The organism is Streptomyces sp. NPDC050743 (assembly GCF_044456925.1).
Taxonomy (GTDB): Bacteria; Actinomycetota; Actinomycetes; order Streptomycetales; family Streptomycetaceae; genus Streptomyces.
Map to the genome: position 1 here is coordinate 24653 of NZ_JBITGJ010000002.1, position 19257 is coordinate 43909.

Annotated in this window: 18 protein-coding genes; 12 read left to right on the forward strand and 6 right to left on the reverse strand. The window is 71.6% G+C overall.

From position 1 onward, the window contains the following. The first annotated feature begins 111 nt into the window (after window positions 1-111). From ACIBJF_RS02525 to tyrS, 3 genes are all read left to right on the forward strand, one after another. Window positions 112-1635 (forward strand): TldD/PmbA family protein, encoded by a 1524-nt coding sequence (locus tag ACIBJF_RS02525; protein ID WP_399171812.1) that lies wholly within the window; start codon window positions 112-114, stop codon window positions 1633-1635. Then, entirely contained in the window at window positions 1632-3026 is a 1395-nt protein-coding gene (locus ACIBJF_RS02530) for a metallopeptidase TldD-related protein (RefSeq protein ID WP_399171813.1), read from the forward strand. The genes ACIBJF_RS02525 and ACIBJF_RS02530 overlap by 4 nt, the downstream gene beginning before the upstream one ends. Before the next feature lie 66 nt (window positions 3027-3092). Beyond that, on the forward strand, window positions 3093-4361 hold the full coding sequence (gene tyrS, locus ACIBJF_RS02535) for a tyrosine--tRNA ligase (protein WP_399171814.1): 1269 nt from the start codon (window positions 3093-3095) through the stop codon (window positions 4359-4361). A 100-nt stretch (window positions 4362-4461) separates the two neighbouring features. On the opposite strand, the gene ACIBJF_RS02540 is transcribed toward tyrS, so the two are convergent. Continuing rightward, window positions 4462-4749 carry a GlsB/YeaQ/YmgE family stress response membrane protein gene (locus ACIBJF_RS02540; RefSeq protein WP_399171815.1) on the reverse strand — a complete coding sequence of 96 codons (288 nt, stop codon included), beginning with the start codon at window positions 4747-4749 and terminating at the stop codon, window positions 4462-4464. A gap of 197 nt (window positions 4750-4946) precedes the next feature. On the opposite strand from ACIBJF_RS02540, the gene ACIBJF_RS02545 reads away from it, so the two are divergent. Both ACIBJF_RS02545 and ACIBJF_RS02550 read left to right on the forward strand, forming a co-directional pair. Next, window positions 4947-5339 carry a DUF3099 domain-containing protein gene (locus ACIBJF_RS02545; RefSeq protein WP_351801044.1) on the forward strand — a complete coding sequence of 131 codons (393 nt, stop codon included), beginning with the start codon at window positions 4947-4949 and terminating at the stop codon, window positions 5337-5339. 225 nt (window positions 5340-5564) lie between these two features. Next, entirely contained in the window at window positions 5565-5783 is a 219-nt protein-coding gene (locus ACIBJF_RS02550) for a hypothetical protein (protein WP_351801042.1), read from the forward strand. Here ACIBJF_RS02550 and moaA read toward each other — a convergent pair. The 3 genes from moaA to ACIBJF_RS02565 form a co-directional block, all read right to left on the reverse strand. Further along, window positions 5780-6769 (reverse strand): GTP 3',8-cyclase MoaA, encoded by a 990-nt coding sequence (gene moaA / locus ACIBJF_RS02555; protein ID WP_399171816.1) that lies wholly within the window; start codon window positions 6767-6769, stop codon window positions 5780-5782. The two genes, ACIBJF_RS02550 and moaA, sit on opposite strands and share 4 nt — an antisense overlap. A 156-nt stretch (window positions 6770-6925) precedes the next feature. After that, window positions 6926-8545, reverse strand: a complete 1620-nt coding sequence (locus ACIBJF_RS02560; protein ID WP_399171817.1) for a cation acetate symporter — start codon at window positions 8543-8545, stop codon at window positions 6926-6928. Next, a complete protein-coding gene (locus tag ACIBJF_RS02565) occupies window positions 8542-8898 on the reverse strand; it encodes a DUF485 domain-containing protein (protein ID WP_351801036.1) in 357 nt (118 codons plus the stop codon). The genes ACIBJF_RS02560 and ACIBJF_RS02565 overlap by 4 nt, the downstream gene beginning before the upstream one ends. 259 nt (window positions 8899-9157) lie before the next feature. On the opposite strand from ACIBJF_RS02565, the gene ACIBJF_RS02570 reads away from it, so the two are divergent. The 4 genes from ACIBJF_RS02570 (at window position 9158) to ACIBJF_RS02585 (ending at window position 14825) form a co-directional block, all read left to right on the forward strand. Next, window positions 9158-10687: a S8 family peptidase gene (locus ACIBJF_RS02570; RefSeq protein WP_399171819.1), complete on the forward strand. Its 1530-nt coding sequence runs from the start codon at window positions 9158-9160 to the stop codon at window positions 10685-10687. Window positions 10688-10765: 78 nt separating this feature from the next. Next, on the forward strand, window positions 10766-12289 hold the full coding sequence (locus ACIBJF_RS02575; RefSeq protein ID WP_399171820.1) for a S8 family peptidase: 1524 nt from the start codon (window positions 10766-10768) through the stop codon (window positions 12287-12289). Between the two features lie 48 nt (window positions 12290-12337). Further along, a complete protein-coding gene (locus tag ACIBJF_RS02580) occupies window positions 12338-13714 on the forward strand; it encodes a CoA transferase (RefSeq protein ID WP_399171821.1) in 1377 nt (458 codons plus the stop codon). Window positions 13715-13814: 100 nt separating this feature from the next. Beyond that, entirely contained in the window at window positions 13815-14825 is a 1011-nt protein-coding gene (locus ACIBJF_RS02585) for a CopD family protein (protein ID WP_399171822.1), read from the forward strand. A 7-nt stretch (window positions 14826-14832) separates the two neighbouring features. On the opposite strand, the gene ACIBJF_RS02590 is transcribed toward ACIBJF_RS02585, so the two are convergent. Both ACIBJF_RS02590 and ACIBJF_RS02595 read right to left on the reverse strand, forming a co-directional pair. Then, entirely contained in the window at window positions 14833-15879 is a 1047-nt protein-coding gene (locus ACIBJF_RS02590) for a zinc-dependent alcohol dehydrogenase family protein (RefSeq protein WP_399171823.1), read from the reverse strand. Window positions 15880-15992: 113 nt separating this feature from the next. Next, on the reverse strand, window positions 15993-16703 hold the full coding sequence (locus tag ACIBJF_RS02595) for a VIT family protein (protein ID WP_399171824.1): 711 nt from the start codon (window positions 16701-16703) through the stop codon (window positions 15993-15995). A 281-nt stretch (window positions 16704-16984) separates the two neighbouring features. Between ACIBJF_RS02595 and ACIBJF_RS02600 the strand changes: the two genes are divergently transcribed. From ACIBJF_RS02600 to ACIBJF_RS02610, 3 genes are all read left to right on the forward strand, one after another. Next, a complete protein-coding gene (locus tag ACIBJF_RS02600; protein ID WP_399171826.1) occupies window positions 16985-17977 on the forward strand; it encodes a DEDDh family exonuclease in 993 nt (330 codons plus the stop codon). A 115-nt stretch (window positions 17978-18092) separates the two neighbouring features. Next, window positions 18093-18326: a hypothetical protein gene (locus tag ACIBJF_RS02605; protein ID WP_061928587.1), complete on the forward strand. Its 234-nt coding sequence runs from the start codon at window positions 18093-18095 to the stop codon at window positions 18324-18326. A gap of 34 nt (window positions 18327-18360) precedes the next feature. Further along, entirely contained in the window at window positions 18361-19170 is an 810-nt protein-coding gene (locus tag ACIBJF_RS02610; protein WP_399171827.1) for an SURF1 family protein, read from the forward strand. The last annotated feature ends 87 nt before the right edge of the window (window positions 19171-19257 follow it).

The window sequence follows — 19257 nt, forward strand, 5'->3', positions numbered from 1 at the left end:
ACTGTCGGATCCCTACAGAACCGCCGCCGTCCAGGCGCGAAACGTGTGGTCCGCCGGGCCGCTCCCACGACATGATCGGATCCGACAGGCCACGACAGCAGGGAGACCTCCGTGCCTCATTCCATCGACGAAGCCTTCACGGCGCTTCCGCTAAGGTCCCTCGCCGACGCCGCTCTGGCTCGCGCGCGTGCGCTCGGGGCCGAGCACGCGGACTTCCGGTTCGAGCGGGTGCGCAGCGCGTCCTGGCGGCTGCGGGACGCCAAACCCGCCGGATCGTCGGACACCACCGACCTCGGGTACGCGGTGCGGGTCGTGCACGGCGGTACATGGGGCTTCGCCTCCGGCGTGGACCTGACCATGGACGCGGCCGCCAAGGTCGCCTCCCAGGCGGTGGCCATGGCCAAGCTGTCCGCGCAGGTCATCAAGGCAGCCGGGTCGGACGAGCGGGTGGAGCTGGCCGGCGAGCCGGTGTACGCGGACCGCACGTGGGTGTCGTCGTACGAGATCGACCCGTTCTCCGTGCCGGACGAGGAGAAGGCCGCGCTGCTCGCGGACTGGAGCACACGGCTGCTGGGCGCGAACGGCGTCAACCACGTGGACGCCTCGCTGCTCACCGTGCACGAGAACAAGTTCTACGCCGACACCGCCGGGACCGTGACGACCCAGCAGCGGGTACGGCTGCATCCGCAGCTGACGGCCGTGTCGGTCGACGAGTCCAGCGGTGAGTTCGACTCGATGCGGACCCTCGCGCCGCCGGTCGGGCGGGGCTGGGAGTACCTCACCGGCACCGGCTGGGACTGGGACGAGGAGCTGGAGCGGATCCCGGAGCTGCTCGCCGAGAAGATGCGGGCGCCGAGCGTGGAGCCGGGCCTGTACGACCTGGTGGTCGACCCGTCCAACCTGTGGCTGACCATCCACGAGTCCATCGGGCACGCGACGGAGCTGGACCGGGCCCTCGGCTACGAGGCCGCCTACGCCGGCACCTCCTTCGCCACCTTCGACCAGCTGGGCAAGCTGCGGTACGGCTCGGAGCTGATGAACGTCACCGGCGACCGCACCGCCGAGCACGGCCTCGCGACCGTCGGATACGACGACGAGGGCGTCGAGGCGCAGTCCTGGGACCTGGTGAGGGACGGCACGCTGGTCGGCTACCAGCTGGACCGGCGGATCGCCCGGCTCACCGGGTTCGACCGTTCCAACGGGTGCGCGTTCGCCGACTCCCCCGCGCATGTGCCGGTTCAGCGCATGGCCAACGTCTCGCTGCAGCCGGACCCGGCGGGGCTGTCCACCGAGGGCCTGATCGGGAGTGTCGACCGGGGCATCTACGTGGTCGGCGACCGGTCCTGGTCGATCGACATGCAGCGGTACAACTTCCAGTTCACCGGGCAGCGCTTCTTCAAGATCGAGAACGGCCGGATCACCGGGCAGCTGAAGGATGTGGCGTACCAGGCGAACACGACGGACTTCTGGGGTTCGATGGCCGCCGTGGGCGGTCCGCAGACCTACGTCCTCGGCGGCGCCTTCAACTGCGGCAAGGCCCAGCCGGGGCAGGTGGCCGCCGTGTCGCACGGGTGCCCGTCCGCCCTCTTCAAGGGCGTCAACATTCTGAACACCACGCAGGAGGCCGGTCGATGAGCGCCCGTACGAACAAGCCGCACGAGATCGTCGAGCAGGCGCTCGCGCTGTGCCGGGCCGACGGCTGTGTCGTCATCGCCGACGAGCACTCCACCGCCAACCTGCGCTGGGCGGGCAACGCGCTGACCACGAACGGCGTGACGCGCGGCCGTACGCTCACCGTGATCGCGACCGTGGACGGCAAGGAGGGCACCGCCTCGGGTGTCGTGTCGCGCTCGGCGGTCACCGCTCAGGAGCTGGAGCCGCTGGTGCGGGCCGCCGAGACCGCCGCGCGCGGTGCGGGACCCGCCGAGGACGCGCAGCCGCTGGTCGGCGGGGTACCGCAGTCTCCGGACTTCACGGACGCGCCCGCCGAGACCTCCTCCGCGGTGTTCGCCGACTTCGCCCCGGCGCTCGGCGAGGCCTTCGCACGCGCGCGTGCGGGCGGCCGTGAGCTGTACGGCTTCGCCAACCACGAGCTGGTGTCGACGTACCTGGGCACGTCCACCGGGCTGCGCCTCAGGCACGACCAGCCCACCGGGACGCTGGAGCTGAACGCCAAGTCGCCCGACCGGACGCGCTCGGCCTGGGCCGGCCACTCCACGCGGGACTTCAAGGACATCGACCCCGGCGCGCTGGACGCAGAGCTGGCCGTGCGGCTCGGCTGGGCCGAGCGGCGCGTGGAGCTGCCCGCCGGCCGCTACGAGACGCTGCTGCCGCCCACGGCCGTCGCGGACCTGCTGATCTACCAGCTGTGGTCGGCGTCGGGCCGGGACGCGGCCGAGGGCCGGACGGTCTTCTCCAGGCCGGGCGGCGGCACGCGCGTGGGCGAGAGGCTCGCCGAGCTGCCGCTGACCCTGCGCAGCGACCCGAACGAGCCGGGCCTGGAGTGCCCACCCTTCGTGGTCGCCCACTCCTCCGGCGGGGACCAGTCCGTGTTCGACAACGGGCTGCCGACCCACACGACGGAGTGGATCGGCGAGGGTGTGCTCAAGCACCTGACGACCACCCGGCACAGCGCGGGCCTGACCGGGCTGCCAGTCGCCCCGGTGCTCGGGAACCTGATCCTGGACGGCGGGAACGACCGCTCGCTCCAGGACATGGTCGCGGGCACCGAGCGCGGGCTGCTGCTGACCTGCCTGTGGTACATCCGCGAGGTCGACCCGGCCACGCTGCTGCTCACCGGTCTGACCCGGGACGGCGTCTACCTCGTGGAGAACGGCGAGGTGACGGGGCAGGTGAACAACTTCCGGTTCAACGAGTCGCCGGTGGACCTGCTGCGGCGGGCCACGGAGGCGGGCCGTACGGAGAAGACGCTGCCGCGCGAGTGGAGCGACTGGTTCACCCGGGCCGCGATGCCCGCGCTGCGGATCCCGGATTTCAACATGAGCTCTGTCAGTCAGGGCGTATAACCTCGTAGGCGTTCGTGGTCGGGTGTCACCCGACTGCCCGAAGATCATCGAGGAGACACGAGAACCGTGACGGACATCGTCGACGAGCTGAAGTGGCGTGGGCTGTTCGCCCTGTCCACCGACGAGGACGCTTTGCGCAAGGCGCTCGCGGACGGTCCCGTCACGTTCTATTGCGGTTTCGACCCGACCGCGCCGTCACTGCACGTCGGGCACCTGGTGCAGGTGCTCACCGTGCGCCGGCTCCAGCAGGCCGGGCACCGGCCGCTGGCGCTGGTCGGCGGCGCGACCGGGCTGATCGGCGACCCGCGCCCGACGGCGGAGCGCACGCTGAACGACCCGGAGACGGTGGCCGGCTGGGTCGGCAAGCTGCGCGCCCAGATCGAGCCGTTCCTGGACTTCGAGGGCGAGAACGCGGCGGTCATGGTGAACAACCTCGACTGGACCGCGGGCCTCTCCGCGATCGAGTTCCTGCGGGACATCGGCAAGCACTTCCGCGTCAACAAGATGCTGACGAAGGACTCCGTGGCCCGCCGCCTGGAGTCCGACCAGGGCATCAGCTACACCGAGTTCAGCTACCAGATCCTGCAGGGCATGGACTTCCTGCAGCTCTACCGGCGGTACGGCTGCACCCTCCAGCAGGGCGGCAGCGACCAGTGGGGCAACCTCACGGCCGGCCTGGACCTGATCCACCGGCTGGAGCCCGGCGCCGAGGTGCACGCGCTGGCGACCCCGCTGATGACCAAGGCCGACGGCACCAAGTTCGGCAAGACCGAGGGCGGCGCGGTCTGGCTCGACCCCGAGATGACGACGCCGTACGCGTTCTACCAGTTCTGGCTGAACGTGGACGACCGGGACATCTCCACGTACATGCGCATCCTGTCCTTCAAGTCCCGCGAGGAGCTGGAGGAGCTGGAGCAGCAGACGCAGGAGCGGCCGCAGGCCCGGGCCGCGCAGCGGGCGCTCGCCGAGGAGCTGACCACGCTGGTGCACGGCGCCGACCAGACCGCCGCGGTGATCGCCGCGTCGCGCGCCCTGTTCGGGCAGGGTGAGCTGTCGGAGCTGGACGGTCGGACGCTGGCGGCGGCGCTGTCCGAGGTGCCGCACATCAAGGTCGCCGAGCTCGGTCCGGTGGTCGACCTGTTCGCCGAGGTCGGACTCGTCGCCAGCAAGTCCGCCGCGCGGCGGACGGTGAAGGAGGGCGGGGCCTACGTGAACAACGTGAAGGTCGCCGCCGAGGACGAGGTGCCCTCGTCCGAGGACCTGCTGGACGGGCGGTGGCTGGTGCTGCGGCGCGGGAAGAAGAACCTTGCCGCGGTGGAGGTCGTGGGCACCTGAGCGCCGTGGGGGTGCGGGTGGACTGGCGACCGCGGCTTTCGTCGTGGTTTCTCGCACAGTTCCCCGCGCCCCTTTCGGGGCGCCCTCGCTCAGCGGGTCCTCAAGCCCGGACCCTCTCCTGCTTCCGCTTGCCCAGCGTCGCCATGTAGAGGGCGTCCACGGCTGCGACGATGATGATCGCGGCCACCAGCTGGAAGACGTGCCGGGTCCAGTCGATGCCGCGGGTGGCGGCGACGCCGACGGCGCGGGCGACCGCGTTGCCCACGATGGCGCCGAGCATGCCGCCGATGGTGGTCAGCCAAAGGGGGCTGTGCTGCTTGCCCGGGATGATCGCCTTGGCTATCAGGCCCAGCACGAATCCCACGATGATCGCCCACAACCAGCCCATGGCTGCCTCCTTGTACGGCTCGACGTGAGCATTAGGGCCAGTGTGGGTCGGTGGGCCGTACGGCGCATGTCGGGTTCACCCGTGCGCGGCAGAGCCGGTGGCGTTTCCGCAGGCAGTGGGCGACCCGGTCTCGTGGGCGGCGCAGCCGCGGCGTAACGTGAAGGGTCGGGAGCCGATACGGGCGGATGGGGAATGTGATGCGGAAACAGCACGGCGGCAACGTCCAGGTGTTCCGGATCACCGGAGCCCGGACGGGACTCGCCGAGGACGTACGGGGCCGGCAGCGCAGGTACGTCATCTCGATGACGATCCGCACGGTGTCGGTGATCCTCGCGGTCTCCCTGTGGAACGTGGAGCGGTACGTCGCCGTCGTGGCGCTCGTCGCCGGAGCGCTGCTCCCCTATATCGCCGTGGTGATCGCGAACGCCGGCCGGGAGCGGCCGCCGTCCCTTCCCTCGACGTTCATCACCGCGCCGGTGCGGCCGATGATCACGCCGCCGCGCGCGGAGGAGGCGCAGGCGGAGTCCGCCCCGGAGGATGCGGCGGCTCATCCGACGGGGGCGCCTGGTGAGCGGCCCGGACCCGCGTGACCGAGGGACCGGGCGGGAAGCGGAATAACGCCGCCCGTCAAGCTCAAGAAAAGCTCAGATCAATCGTGCTGTTCCAGTGCCGGGCGACGGGGTAGCCGTGACATACTGCGTACGCGCTCCGCATCCCCCGTCGGAGCGACAGACCGACGCCGGGCAGCTCCCCCCGTGGCTGCTCGGCGTCGCCTCGTTCGGGCCCTTTCTGTACGACGAACCCGAGACGAACCTGTGAGTGACGAGACCCCGATCTGCTCCGCCAAGGGCTGCCATGCCGCTGCCGTATGGGTGCTGGCGTGGAACAACCCGAAGATCCACACGCCGGAGCGGCGCAAGACCTGGCTCGCGTGCGAGGAGCATCGCGAGCATCTGTCGCAGTTCCTCGGTGTGCGGGGCTTCTTGAAGGACGTCGTGAAGTTCGCCGACTGGCGGGATCCCGAGGGGAGCTAACCGCCGATCGCCGACATCGGTCGGTCCGGCTGCACGAACGACGGGTCGTCCAGTCCCGCTCCGGCCTTCTTCCCCCACATCGCCAGCTTCCAGATGCGGGCGATCTCCTCGTCGGGGGCGTCGCTGCGGAGCGCCGCGCGCAGGTCCGTCTCCTCCGTCGCGAAGAGACAGGTGCGTATCTGGCCGTCGGCCGTCAGGCGGGTGCGGTCGCAGGCCGCGCAGAAGGGCCGGGTGACCGAGGCGATGACGCCGACCCGGTGCGGGCCGCCGTTCACCAGCCAGCGCTCCGCCGGGGCCGAGCCGCGCGCGTCGGCGCCCTCGGGGGTGAGGTCGAAGCGGGTACGCAGGGAGGCCAGGATGTCCCCGGCGGTGACCATGCCCTCGCGCTTCCAGCCGTGCTGGGCGTCGAGCGGCATCTGCTCGATGAACCGCAGTTCGTAGTCGTGCTCCACGGCCCAGGCCAGCAGGTCGGGGGCCTCGTCGTCGTTCAGCCCCGGCATCAGGACCGAGTTGACCTTGACGGGGGTCAGGCCGGCCTCGCGGGCGGCCTCAAGACCTTCGAGGACGTCCTTGTGGCGGTCGCGGCGGGTGAGGGTCTTGAACACGTCGGGGCGGAGGGTGTCCAGGGAGACGTTGACCCGGTCCAGGCCGGCGGCCTTCAGCGCGGTCGCGGTGCGCTTGAGGCCGATGCCGTTGGTGGTGAGGGAGGTCTGCGGGCGGGGGGTGAGGGCCGCGACGCGCTCGACGATGCCGACCAGGCCGGGGCGCAGCAGGGGCTCGCCGCCGGTGAAGCGGACCTCCTCGACGCCGAGCATGCGCACGGCGATGTCGACGAGCCGGACGATCTCGTCGTCGGTGAGCAGATCGGGCTTGGCCAGCCACTGCAGGCCCTCCTCGGGCATGCAGTACGTGCAGCGCAGATTGCAGCGGTCGGTCAGCGAGACCCTCAGGTCGGTGGCCACCCGGCCGTAGGTGTCGATGAGCACGTGGGCCCCCTCCCTCGATCCCGGATCACTCATTTCCCGTCACCTGTGAGCGTACGTGACACCACTGACAACGACAGCGGCCCGATCCGACGAGGTACGACACGGCCGCGTCGTAGGACCCTACAGTCCCGTCACGACGCGGCCGCCGTACGAACGTCAGTGCGCTCCGGTACCGGTCAGGGACCGCACCTCCAGTTCGGCGTACTTGCCGGCGTCCGGGACCTCCTTGGACAGCAGGGTGCCCACGACGCCGAGCAGGAACCCGACCGGGATGGAGATGATGCCGGGGTTCTCCAGCGGGAACCAGTGGAAGTCGACGCCGGGGAACATCGAGGCCGGGCTGCCGGAGACCACCGGGGAGAAGAGCACCAGGCCGACCGCGGTGACCAGGCCGCCGTAGATCGACCACAGGGCGCCCGAGGTGGTGAACCGCTTCCAGAACAGGCTGTAGAGGATGGTCGGCAGGTTGGCGGAGGCCGCGACCGCGAAGGCGAGGGCGACCAGGCCGGCCACGTTCAGGTCCCGGGCCAGGGCGCCGAGGACGATCGAGACCGCGCCGATGCCGACGGTCGCCCAGCGGGCCGCGCCGACCTCCTGCTTCTCGGTGGCCTGCCCCTTCTTGATGACGTTGGCGTAGATGTCGTGGGCGAAGGAGGACGACGAGGCCAGGGTGAGGCCCGCGACGACCGCCAGGATCGTCGCGAAGGCGACGGCCGAGATGGTGGCGAGCAGGATCGCGCCCCAGTTCGAGTCGACACCGCCCAGATGCAGCGCCAGGAGGGGTGCCGCGGTGTTGCCGGCCTTGTTGGAGGCGATGATCTCGTCCGGCTTGATCAGCGCGGCGGCGCCGAAGCCGAGGGCGAGGGTCATCAGGTAGAAGGCGCCGATCAGGCCGATCGCCCAGATGACCGACTTACGGGCGGCCTTTGCGGTCGGAACCGTGTAGAAGCGGATCAGGATGTGCGGCAGGCCCGCGGTGCCGAGGACCAGGGCGAGGCCGAGCGAGATGAAGTCCAGCTTGGTGGTGCCGGTGGCGCCGTACTTCAGGCCGGGCTCCAGGAACGCCGAGCCCTTGCCGCTGTTGTCGGCGGCCTTGCCGAGCAGGTCGGAGATGTTGAAGTGGAACTTCAGCAGGACCAGGAAGGTCAGCAGCACGGCTCCGGCGATCAGCAGCACCGCCTTGACCATCTGGACCCAGGTGGTGCCCTTCATGCCGCCGATGGTGACGTAGACGATCATCAGGAGGCCGACCAGGGCGACGATGCCGATCTTGCCGCCGTCGCTGGTGATGCCGAGCAGGAGCGAGACGAGGACGCCGGCGCCCGCCATCTGTGCCAGCAGGTAGAAGATCGAGACGACGATGGTGGAGGTGCCGGCGGCCGTGCGGACCGGGCGCTGGCGCATGCGGTAGGCCAGGACGTCGCCCATGGTGTACCGGCCGGAGTTGCGCAGGGGTTCGGCGACCAGGAGCAGGGCGACCAGCCAGGCGACGAGGAAGCCGATGGAGTACAGGAAGCCGTCGTAGCCGAACAGGGCGATGGCGCCGGCGATGCCGAGGAAGGACGCGGCGGACATGTAGTCGCCGGAGACGGCGAGGCCGTTCTGGAAGCCGGTGAACTGGCGTCCGCCGGCGTAGAAGTCGGCGGCGCTCCTGGTCTGGCGGCCCGCCCAGACGGTGATGACGAGGGTTGCGGCGACGAACACCGCGAACAGGGTGATGATCAGCGTACGGTGCTGGCTCGCCTCTCCGGCGGCCAGTGTGATCGCGGGGCTCATGCGCCGCCCTCCATCCGGGACTTGATGGCCTCCGCCTTGGGGTCGAGCTTGGCGGCGGCGTGCCGTGCGTACCACCAGGCGATGAGGAAGGTGGTGAGGAACTGGGCGAGGCCCAGGACGAGGGCCACGTTGACGTTGCCGGCCACCTTGGTGCCCATGAAGCCGTCCGCGTAGTTGGAGAGCAGCACGTACAGCAGGTACCAGGCGGTGAAGGCGACGGCCAGCGGGAAGGCGAACGAGCGGTGGGCGCGGCGCAGTTCGCCGAACTCCGCGCTCTGCTGCACCTCGGCGAACTCCTCGGTGGAGGGAAGTGGGGCCCCCGGTGTGGCGGGGGGCGGTGTCTCGGTGGCCACGGGGTCTCCTCGCGTTGCGGAAGCAATGACGAACGGGGAGCTTGATCGTGCTGGCGCCCCCTGCCAAGGTCCACGGCGGCACGCGAGAACCGGTTCAAGTCCTATGAGTTGTTTCGCAAGCGGTCTTGTTGAGCCATTGCCAACTCATTGCTGATCGGTGAGCCATGGAGATAGCTTCTGCCTGCACCACCCGCCATGTACCTGCCCGAGCACCACCTGTGTCTCGGGCGGTTTCGTACCCGGATGATGTGGAGATCCCATGGTTCATCTGCGTTCCAGACGCCGGCTCGCGCTCGCCGTGCCCGTCGTGCTGTCGCTGACCGCCTCGCTCGGTTTTCTGCCGACGGCGGCCTCCGCGGCGCCCGACGCGGCCAGGGCGGCGCAGGTGGCGGACGACGGACCGAACCTCGCGTATGTGGTCAACACCCGCGCGGATCACCGCACGATCGAGTCCGTGCAGCGGGAGATCCTGCGCAACGGCGGCTCGGTCGTGGCCAGTTACGACAAGATCGGCGTGATTGTCGCCCACTCCTCGAACCCGGACTTCGCCGCGCGGATGCGCGCGGTGCGCGGGGTGGACTCGGCGGGCGCCACGCGTACCGCGCCGCTGAGCGCGGCGGGGACGACCGACGAGGGCGCGGTACAGGTCCTGTCGAAGGCGGAGGCCGCGAAGCTCACCCAGGCCGCGGCCCCGGGCGAGGAACCGCTCGAGGCGGACCAGTGGGACCTGCGGGCGATCGGCGCCGACCGGGCCGCGCGGATCAACCCGGGCAGCAGCGGCGTGACCGTCGGTGTCATCGACACGGGCGTGGACGACACCCACCCGGACATCGCCCCGAACTTCTCCGCCGCCCAGTCGGCGAACTGCGTGAGCGGCAAGGCGGACACGACGTACGGCGCGTGGCGCCCGGCGGACGCCGACCACTACCACGGCACCCATGTGGCCGGTGAGATAGCCGCGGCCCGCAACGGCATAGGTGTGGCCGGTGTGGCGCCGGGCGTGAAGGTCGCGAGCATCACGGTGGCCCAGCCGGACTCGACGCAGCTGTTCTACCCGGAGAGCGTGGTCTGCGCCTTCGTGTTCGCCGCCGACCACGGCATCCAGGTCACCAACAACAGCTACTACGTTGATCCGTGGCTGTACAACTGCGTGGACGATCCGGATCAACGTGCCATCGTCGACGCGGTCAACAGGGCCCAGCTGTACGCACAGGGCAAGGGCACGCTCAACGTGGCCTCCGCGGGCAACTCCAACGACGATCTCGACTCGCACGCGCTCGTGGACGACTCCAGCCCCGACGACTCGACGGCCACGACCCGCACGGTCGACCCGCACGAGTGCTTCGACGTGCCGACCCAGCTGCCCGGTGTGGTGACGGTGAGCGCGGTGGGCGTGAAGGGCGCCAAGTCGTACTACTCCAGCTACGGCCAGGGTGTGATCGACGTGGCGGGGCCGGGCGGCGACAAGTACCAGATCCCGGACACGCCGTCGAAGAACGGCCGCATCCTGTCCACCCTGCCGAACGACCAGTACGGCTTCCTCCAGGGCACCTCGATGGCCTCCCCGCACGTGGCCGCGGTGGCCGCGCTGCTGAAGTCGGCCCATCCGGACGCCACTCCGGCCCAGCTGCAGGCCCTGCTGAAGGCCGAGGCGGACAACCCGGGCTGCCCGAGCGAGCCCTACGACGGCAACGGTGACGGTGTCGTGGACGCGACCTGCGTCGGCGGCGAGCGCGTCAACGGCTTCTACGGCTTCGGCGTCGTCGACGCGCTGCGCGCAGTCGAGTAGCCGCTCAAGTCGCCGCTGCCCGCGCGGACTTCCCGCACGGCAGGCTCGTACCGCGAACGAACTGGAGAGAACTGACTCATGACAGCGCCCAAGCCGCGCTTGCGCCGCGCCCTCGCGATCCCGGCCGGGATGGCCCTGGCCACGGCCCTGGCGTTCCTGCCGAACGTCACCGCGTCCGCGGCGGACAACACCCCGGCGGCCACCGCCGACGGGCCCATGCTCAGCTATGTCGTCAACGTCCGCCCCGGGAACGGTGTCTCGGCGCACGTGCAGCAGGCGATCACCCGGGCCGGCGGCTCGGTGGTGATCGCGTACGACCAGATCGGTGTGATCGTCGTCCACTCCGCCAACCCGGACTTCGCGAAAGAGATCCGCACGGTGCGCGGGGTGGACTCGGCCGGTGCCACGCGCAACGCGCCGCTACCCGCCCAGTCCACCACCGACGTCGGCACACCGAAGGTGCTCGGCGCCCAGCAGGTCGCCGAGGCCGGCGCCGAGGCGGCGGCGGGCCAGGACCCGCTGGAGCCGCTGCAGTGGGACCTGCCGGCCATCAAGGCGGACAAGGCGCACGAGAAGACGCTGGGCAGCCCGGACGTCACGGTCGCGGTCATCGACACCGGCGTGGACGACACCCACCCGGACATCGCGCCCAACTTCGACCGGGCGGCCTCCGCCAACTGCGTGTCCGGCAAGCCCGACACGACCGACGGCGCCTGGCGGCCGAGCGCGTCGGAGAGCCCGCACGGCACGCACGTGGCCGGTGAGATCGCGGGTGCGAAGAACGGCGTCGGCATCACGGGCGTGGCGCCGGGCGTCAAGGTGGCCGGCATCAAGGTCGCCAACCCGAACGGGTACTTCTACACCGAGGCCGTGGTCTGCGGCTTCGTGTGGGCGGCCGAGCACCACGTCGACGTGACCAACAACAGCTATTACACCGACCCGTGGTACTTCAACTGCACCACCGACCCGGACCAGAAGGCGCTGGTCGACGCGATCACGCGGGCCTCGCGGTACGCGGAGAAGAAGGGCACGGTCAACGTCGCCGCGGCCGGAAACGAGAACTACGACCTCGCATCCGACTCGATCACCGACCCGGTCTCCCCGAACGACGGCACCCCGTCGGACCGCGTGATCGACCCGCACACCTGCTACGACATACCGACCCAGCTGCCGGGTGTGGTGACGGTCGCGGCGACGGGCGCGAAGGGCCTGAAGTCGTCCTTCTCCAACTACGGCCTCGGTGTGATCGACATCGCCGCACCCGGCGGCGACTCGACCGCCTACCAGAAGCCGGAGCCCCCGGCGACCAGCGGTCTCATCCTGGGCCCGCTGCCGGGTGGCAAGTGGGGCTACATGGCCGGTACGTCGATGGCGACACCGCATGTCGTGGGTGTCGCCGCATTGATCAAGTCAACCCATCCGCACGCCCCGGCCTCCCTGGTCAAGGCGCTGCTGTACGCGGAGGCCGACGCCACACCGTGCACGGACCCGTACGACATCAACGGTGACGGCAAGGTCGACGCGGTGTGCGAGGGGGCGAGGAACTACAACGGCTTCTACGGCTTCGGCACGGCGGACGCGTTGGCGGCAGTGACCGAGTAGAGCTGGTCAGCCCATATATTGATTCAGTCAATACTGCATAGTGCAGTCATGACTGGTATCAAGTCCGCATGGTCCGCGCTGGGTGGCGATCCCGCCCACCTCGCGCGGCTCACCACCGTGGTACGGGAGGGCGCGCTCGAGGCGCGCCTTCCCGTACGGGAGCTCGCCCGTGCCTGTGTCGGCTCCTGTGCGCTGGCCGCCGCCGAACTGGCGGCCCGACGCGCCGGGCTCGCCGAGGCGCCCGCCGTCCGGGTCGACGACGGCGCCGTGGCGGCCGCCTTCCACAGTGAACGGCACCTGCTGGTAGACGGGCGGGCACCGGTCGCCTTCGCGCCGCTGTCGCGGTTCTGGCGGACGGCCGACGGCTGGGTGCGCACCCACGCCAACTACCCGCACCACCGGGCCCGGTTGCTCGGCGTGCTCGGCCTGCCGGCAAACGCCTCGCCGCAGGCGGTGGAAGGCCGGCTCGCCGAGCGGTCCGCGGTGGAGGTCGAGGAGGCGGTGTACGGCGCCGGCGGCCTGGCCGTGGCCCTGCGCACCCCGAAGGAGTGGGCGGCCACCGAGCAGGCCGCCGAGGTGGCCGCACGCCCGCTGGTCGAGCGCGAGCGCCTCGGCTCCACGCACGCGCGCGTGCTCACCCCGCTCGATCCCGGCGCCGCTCCCCTGCTGCCCGCCGCCGGGCTGCGCGTGCTGGACCTGACCCGGGTCCTCGCCGGCCCGGTCGCCACCCGCACCCTCGCCCTGCTCGGCGCGGACGTACTCCGCGTGGACGCCCCCTGGCTGCCCGAACTCCCCGACCAGCACGCCGACACCGGCTTCGGGAAGCGGTCGGCAGTGCTCGACCTCACTGCCGGCCGCGGCACCTTCGAGGAGCTGCTGGCCGCGGCCGACGTCGTCGTCACCGGCTACCGGCCGGGCGCCCTCGACCGGTTCGGGCTCTCGCCGCAGGCGCTGGTCGCGCGCCGGCCCGGACTGGTCGTGGCGCAGATCTCGGCGTGGGGCGCGTACGGCCCCTGGGGCGGGCGGCGCGGCTTCGACAGCCTGGTGCAGGTCGCGACCGGCATCGCCGTGACCGAGGGCTCGGCCGAGCAGCCCGGCGCGCTGCCCGCGCAGGCACTGGACCACGGCAGCGGCTATCTCCTGGCGGCAGCCGTCCTGCGGGCGCTGACCGAGCAGTCGTACGACGGGGGCGGCCGCCTCGTGCGCCTGGCGCTGGCCCAAACCGCGCGCTGGCTGACCGACGAGATCCGGCCGACCGCGGCCCCGGGCGCGCCGTACGAGGGCCCGGACGCCTGGCTGGCCGAGACGGACGGCCCGCTCGGCCGGCTGCGGCACGCGCTGCCGCCGGTGTCCTTCGCGGGAGGCCCCGCCAACTGGGCGCGGCCTCCGGTGCCGTGGGGGTCGGACAGCGCCCGCTGGCGGTGAGTGCGCGGGCGGCCGGAAACGTATCTATGCGCGGAATTCCGTACTGCCAGTTGTTTTCCGGGACTTGCCCGGTTCTGCAGCGGCTGGCGAAGATCGCGGGGTGAGCTTGATACGACCGACCGCCGAGGCGACCGGCGAGGAGGGCTCCAGGCGGCGGTCCGGCACCGGCCGGGCCGCCGCCCTCCTGGGCCTGGTGGCGCTGGGCGCCCTGATTCCGCTGCTCGGGCCCCCGGCGGCGCTGCACGGCACCGGGGAGGCCGCCGCGCCGGGGGCCGGTGGCATCGGGCTGCTGCGCGCGGTGCTGTTCGCCGCGCTGAGCGTGCCCCTCGGCGAGCTGTTCGTGCACCGGCTCGCCCGCCGTCTGCCCGGTGTCCCGTCCGAACGGCCGTGCAGCTGGGCGCCGTTCGCGACCAGCGCCGGGTTCGTCGCCGCGCTGGCGCTCGCCGCGGTGGTGTCCGCCGGCAATCTGATCCCGCACCGCCTCGGCCAGATCGACGTCGGCGGCCTGTACGGCTCCCGAGACGGCCGGCTGGCCCTGCTGGAGGTCAACGCCTTTCTGGCGGCGGCCCTGTGTGCCTTGCTCAGGCGCCCGGCGGCCCAGGTGTGGCCGCCGGCCGCGGTGGTGGTCGCCGAGGCGCTGCGCGCCCACCCCACGACCGAGCACAGCCCGCTGGTCGGCTCGGCCCTGACGCTGGCGCACCTGACGTGCGCGGCGCTGTGGGCCGGCGGTCTGCTGCACGCCCTGCGGCTGATCCGGCTGTGGCGCGGCGATCCGGCCGGGGCCGCGCTGCTCGGCCGCTACGCGCGCGTGGCGGCCGTCCTGCTCGCCGTCGTCACCGCGACCGGCGTGTGCAGTGCGCTGCGCCGCATGCCGCCGGCTACGATCCTGGACCAGCTGACGACGACGGCGTACGGCCGCACCCTGCTGGCCAAGGTGGTCCTGGTCGCCGCCGTCGCGCTGCTCGCCCTGTGGGCGCGGATCCGGCTGCGCCGCGCCGCCGACCCGCTGACCGCGTACCCGCCCGCGCGGGCCGAGGTGATCGCCCTGGGCGCGGTCGTCGCGGTCTCGGGGCTGCTCACGGCGCTGCCGCTGCCGATCCGCTGGACCTAGCGGGTACTCAGGCGTTGGTGACGAGGACCTTGAGGGCCGTGCGCTCGTCCATCGCCTTGTAGCCGTCCGGCACGCCCTCGATGCCGACGGTCATGTCGAACACCGGCGAGGGGTCGATCGTGCCGTCCAGGACGTCGGGGAGCAGGTCCGGGATGTAGGCGCGGACCGGGGCGACGCCGCCGCGCAGGGCGATGTTCCGGTCGAACATGACGCCGAGGTCGAGGCCGGTGCCGCTGCCGTGCGGCACGCCCACGAAGCCGATCGCGCCGCCGTCGCGGGTGATGTCGACCGCCGTGCGCATGGACTGTTCCGTGCCGACGGCCTCGACCACGGCGTGCGCGCCCTGGCCGCGGGTGAGTTCGCGGACGGCCTCGACGGCCGCTTCCCCGCGCTCGGCGACGACGTCCGTGGCCCCGAAGCGGCGCGCGATGTCGGTGCGGACCTCGTGCCGGCCGAGCGCGATGATCCGCTCGGCGCCCAGGCGCTTGGCGGCCAGCACCGCGCACAGGCCGACCGCGCCGTCACCGACCACGGCGACCGTGGCGCCGGGGCGGGCGCCCGCGCCGAGGGCTGCGTGGTGACCGGTGCCGAGGACGTCGGAGAGGGTCAGCAGGGCGGACAGCAGATGGTCGTCGGAGGCCGCGTCCTTCGGCAGCTGGACGAGGGTGCCGTCGGCGAACGGCACGCGCACGGCCTCGCCCTGGCCGCCGTCGTAGCCGACGGAGCCCCAGAAGCCGCCGTGCTCGCAGGACGTCGTCAGGCCCTCGCGGCAGTAGTCGCAGACGCCGTCGGACCACATGAACGGCGCGACCACCAGGTCACCGCGCCGGACGGTGCTCACCTCGGAACCGGTCTCCTCGACGATCCCGAGGAACTCGTGCCCGATGCGCTGCCCCGGCTGCCGGGCCGCCTCGCCCCGGTAGGCCCACAGGTCGCTGCCGCAGATGCAGGCGCGCAGCACCCGTACCACGGCGTCGGTGGGCAGCTGCACCACGGGCTCGGGGACGTCCTCCACGCGCATGTCGTACGGGGCGTGGATGGTGGTGGCGCGCATGGCGAGGGTCCTTCTCGTGCGGGTCGGTGCGGGCGCTCAGGGGGTGGTCGAGCGCAGCTCACGGTACGCCGTCGCCGCCCCGGCCTGCGATCCCGGGGTCCCCGGCCCGCGTGTCAGACCCCGGCCGCGCTCAGCAGGCTGCCCGCCGCGTAGGTGACCCCCATCGCCAGGGCCCCGCCCACCACGTTGCGCAGCACCGCCCGTCCGGGGTCGGCCGCGCCGAGCCGGGCGCTGGCCCAGCCGGTGAGGACGAGCGCGGCCAGGACGGAGACCACGGTCACGCCCAGCCGCCAGCCGGGCGGGGGCAGGACGATGGCCAGCAGCGGCAGCAGCGCGCCCACCGTGAAGGCCAGGAAGCTCGCCCAGGCCGCGTGCCAGGGGTTGGTCAGGTCCTCCGGATCGATTCCGAGCTCCACGCGCGCGTGGGCCCTGAGCGGGTCCCGCGCGGTGAGCTGTTCGGCGGCCTCCCGGGCCACCTCGTGGGACAGTCCGCGTTCCTCCAGCAGCGTGGTCAGCTCCTGCAGCTCGGCCTCCGGCTGCTCCCGCAGTTCCCGTTTCTCCACCGCGAGCGCGGCCATCTCCGAGTCGCGCTGGGTGGAGACGGAGACGTACTCGCCGGCGGCCATGGACATCGACCCGGCGAGCAGGCCGGCCAGCCCGGCGGTGAGCAGGGCGGACCGGCTCTGGGTGGCGCCGGCCACGCCGACGACGATGCCCGCGGTGGAGACGATGCCGTCGTTCGCGCCGAGCACGGCGGCCCGCAGCCAGTTCAGCCGCGAGCCGAGCGCGCCTCCGTGGGCCTCTTCGTGGGTGGGTTCCGTCACAGCAGGGAGGATCGCACTCCCGGGGGCGCCACCTCCACATCACCACACCCGCGGTGAGGCCCCCGAGCGAACACCGGGCCGGTCGAACGCTTTCCTGACGGCCCGTCACCCGCACCTCGGTTGCAGCGGATCAGGTGAGGTAAAGACACGCATGCGACGGGGAGTTGGGGGGCATGGCGGCACACATGCGTGCGACGGCCGCGCGACTGAGCGGCAGACCGGCGAGGCCCCGGGCACCTGTGGGATCACGGTGTCGGTCGTGGCCCGTATCCTCAATGACCATGCTCGAAGACCGTGCGACCGCAGTGTCCTCCCCCACCCAGTGGCCGGCCGCGTATCCGAAGGGATACGCGGTCGTTGACGTGGAGACCACCGGCCTGGCCCGGGACGACCGGATCATCTCGGCGGCCGTCTACCGGCTGGACGAGCGCGGCGAGGTCGAGGACCACTGGTACACGCTGGTCAACCCGGAGCGCGATCCGGGACCGGTGTGGATACACGGTCTGACGAGCGAGGTGCTCGAAGGGGCGCCGCTCTTCTCGGACATCGCCGAGGAGTTCGCGGCCCGGCTGGACGGCCGGGTGCTGGTCGCGCACAACGCCGTCTTCGACTGGCAGATGATCGCGCGGGAGTACGCGCGCGCGAAGCGCGAGGCTCCGGTGCGTCAGCGGCTGTGCACCATCGCGCTGTCGAAAGAGCTGGGCCTGCCGCTGCCCAACTTCAAGCTGGAGTCGCTGGCGGCGCACTACGGCGTCGTACAGCAGCGGGCGCACCACGCGCTGGACGACGCGCGCGTGCTGGCGGAGGCGTTCCGGCCGAGCCTGCGGGCCGCGGCGGCGGGCGGCGTCCGGCTTCCGCTGCTGGAGTGCCGGCCGCTGACGGAGTGGTCGGACCGTCCGGTGCCCCGGCAGTCGTCCGGCGGATACGGGGGCTACGGCGGCTACCGGCCGAGCAGTTGGCGCTCCTCCCGCAAAAGGCCCGCATGCCCCTATCCCAACCCGGGTCGCTACGAAGACGGCAAACGCCTCAAACAGGGCATGCGGGTGGCGTTCTCCGGGGACACCTCCGTCGACCGCGAGCTGCTGGAGGACCGGGCCACCGAGGCCGGTCTGCACGTGGCCTCCAGCATCTCCCGGCTGACCAGCCTGCTGGTCACCAACGACCCCGACTCAGTCACGTCCAAGGTGGTCAAGGCGCGGCAGTTCGGTACGCCGATCGTCGACGAGGCCGCGTTCGGGCAGTTGCTGCGGGACGTCGAGCCGGCCGACGGATAGCGGCACACGCAAGGCCGCGCCGAACCGGCAGGAAATCGTACGAACGGGTGGTTGCCGGACGACTCACCCGGCGGCCGCTCGCCCGCGCGGACGGTGACGGCTCACCCTGTGGCGCATGGCGAAATGCGAAGTTTGCGGCAATGACTACGGAATGACCTTCGAGGTCCACGCCCAGGGCGCGGTGCACGTCTTCGACTGCTTCTCCTGCGCGATCCACCGGATGGCCCCCATCTGCGAACACTGCCGGGTGCAGATCATCGGCCAGGGCGTGGAGGCCGACGGCAAGTTCTACTGCGGGGCGCACTGCGCCCGCGCCGAGGGAAAGGTGGGAATCGTCGACCGGGTGTGACCCGGTACCCGCCTGAATGCACCCCACGGCCCGGATGTACCGTCGTGGGGTGCACCGCTACCGCTTCCTGTTGTCCCGCCAGTGGGTGATCCTCACCATCGTCGCGATCGCGCTGATCCCGACGATGATCAGGCTGGGCTTCTGGCAGCAGCACCGGTACGAGGAGCGCACCGCCCGGAACAACCTGGTCTCCTCGGCCCTGCACGCCAAGCCGGTCCCGGTCGAGCGGCTGACCTCCCCCGGGCACACCGTGACCCGCACCGAGAAGTACCGCACGGTCACCGCGACCGGCACCTTCGACACCGCCAGGGAGGTCGTGGTCCGGCGCCGGACCAACTCCGACGGCGAGGTCGGCTTCCACGTGCTCACCCCGCTCGTCCTCACGGACGGCAGGGTCCTCCTCGTCAACCGCGGCTGGATCCCCGCGAACGGCGCCCAGACCGCGTTCCCGAAGATCCCCGCCCCGCCGTCGGGACGGACCACCGTCACCGGGCGGCTGATGGCCGACGAGACGACCGCGGCGAGCGGCATCAAGAACGTCAAGGGCCTCCCCGACCGGCAGATCATGCTGATCAACAGCGCGGAGGAGGCGCACCGGCTCGGCGCGCGGGTGCTCGGCGGCTATGTCGAGCAGACGGCGCCCACGCCCAAGGGCGGTCCGGAGCAGATCTCCGACCCGGGCAGCGAGGACGCCCCGCTGAACTACGCCTACATGATCCAGTGGTGGCTGTTCGCCGCGGGCGTCCCGGTCGGCTGGTGGTTCCTGGTCCGCCGGGAGATCCGCGACCGCGAGGAGGCCGCGGCGCAGACCGAGCCGGAGGAGAGCACACCGGCAACGGTGTGACCCGGACCGGCGGGCACCCGCCACGCCACCGGCGCCCCAGGACCACGTCACTCCCCCGGCGCACCACCTGATTGGCCCTCCGGCCCG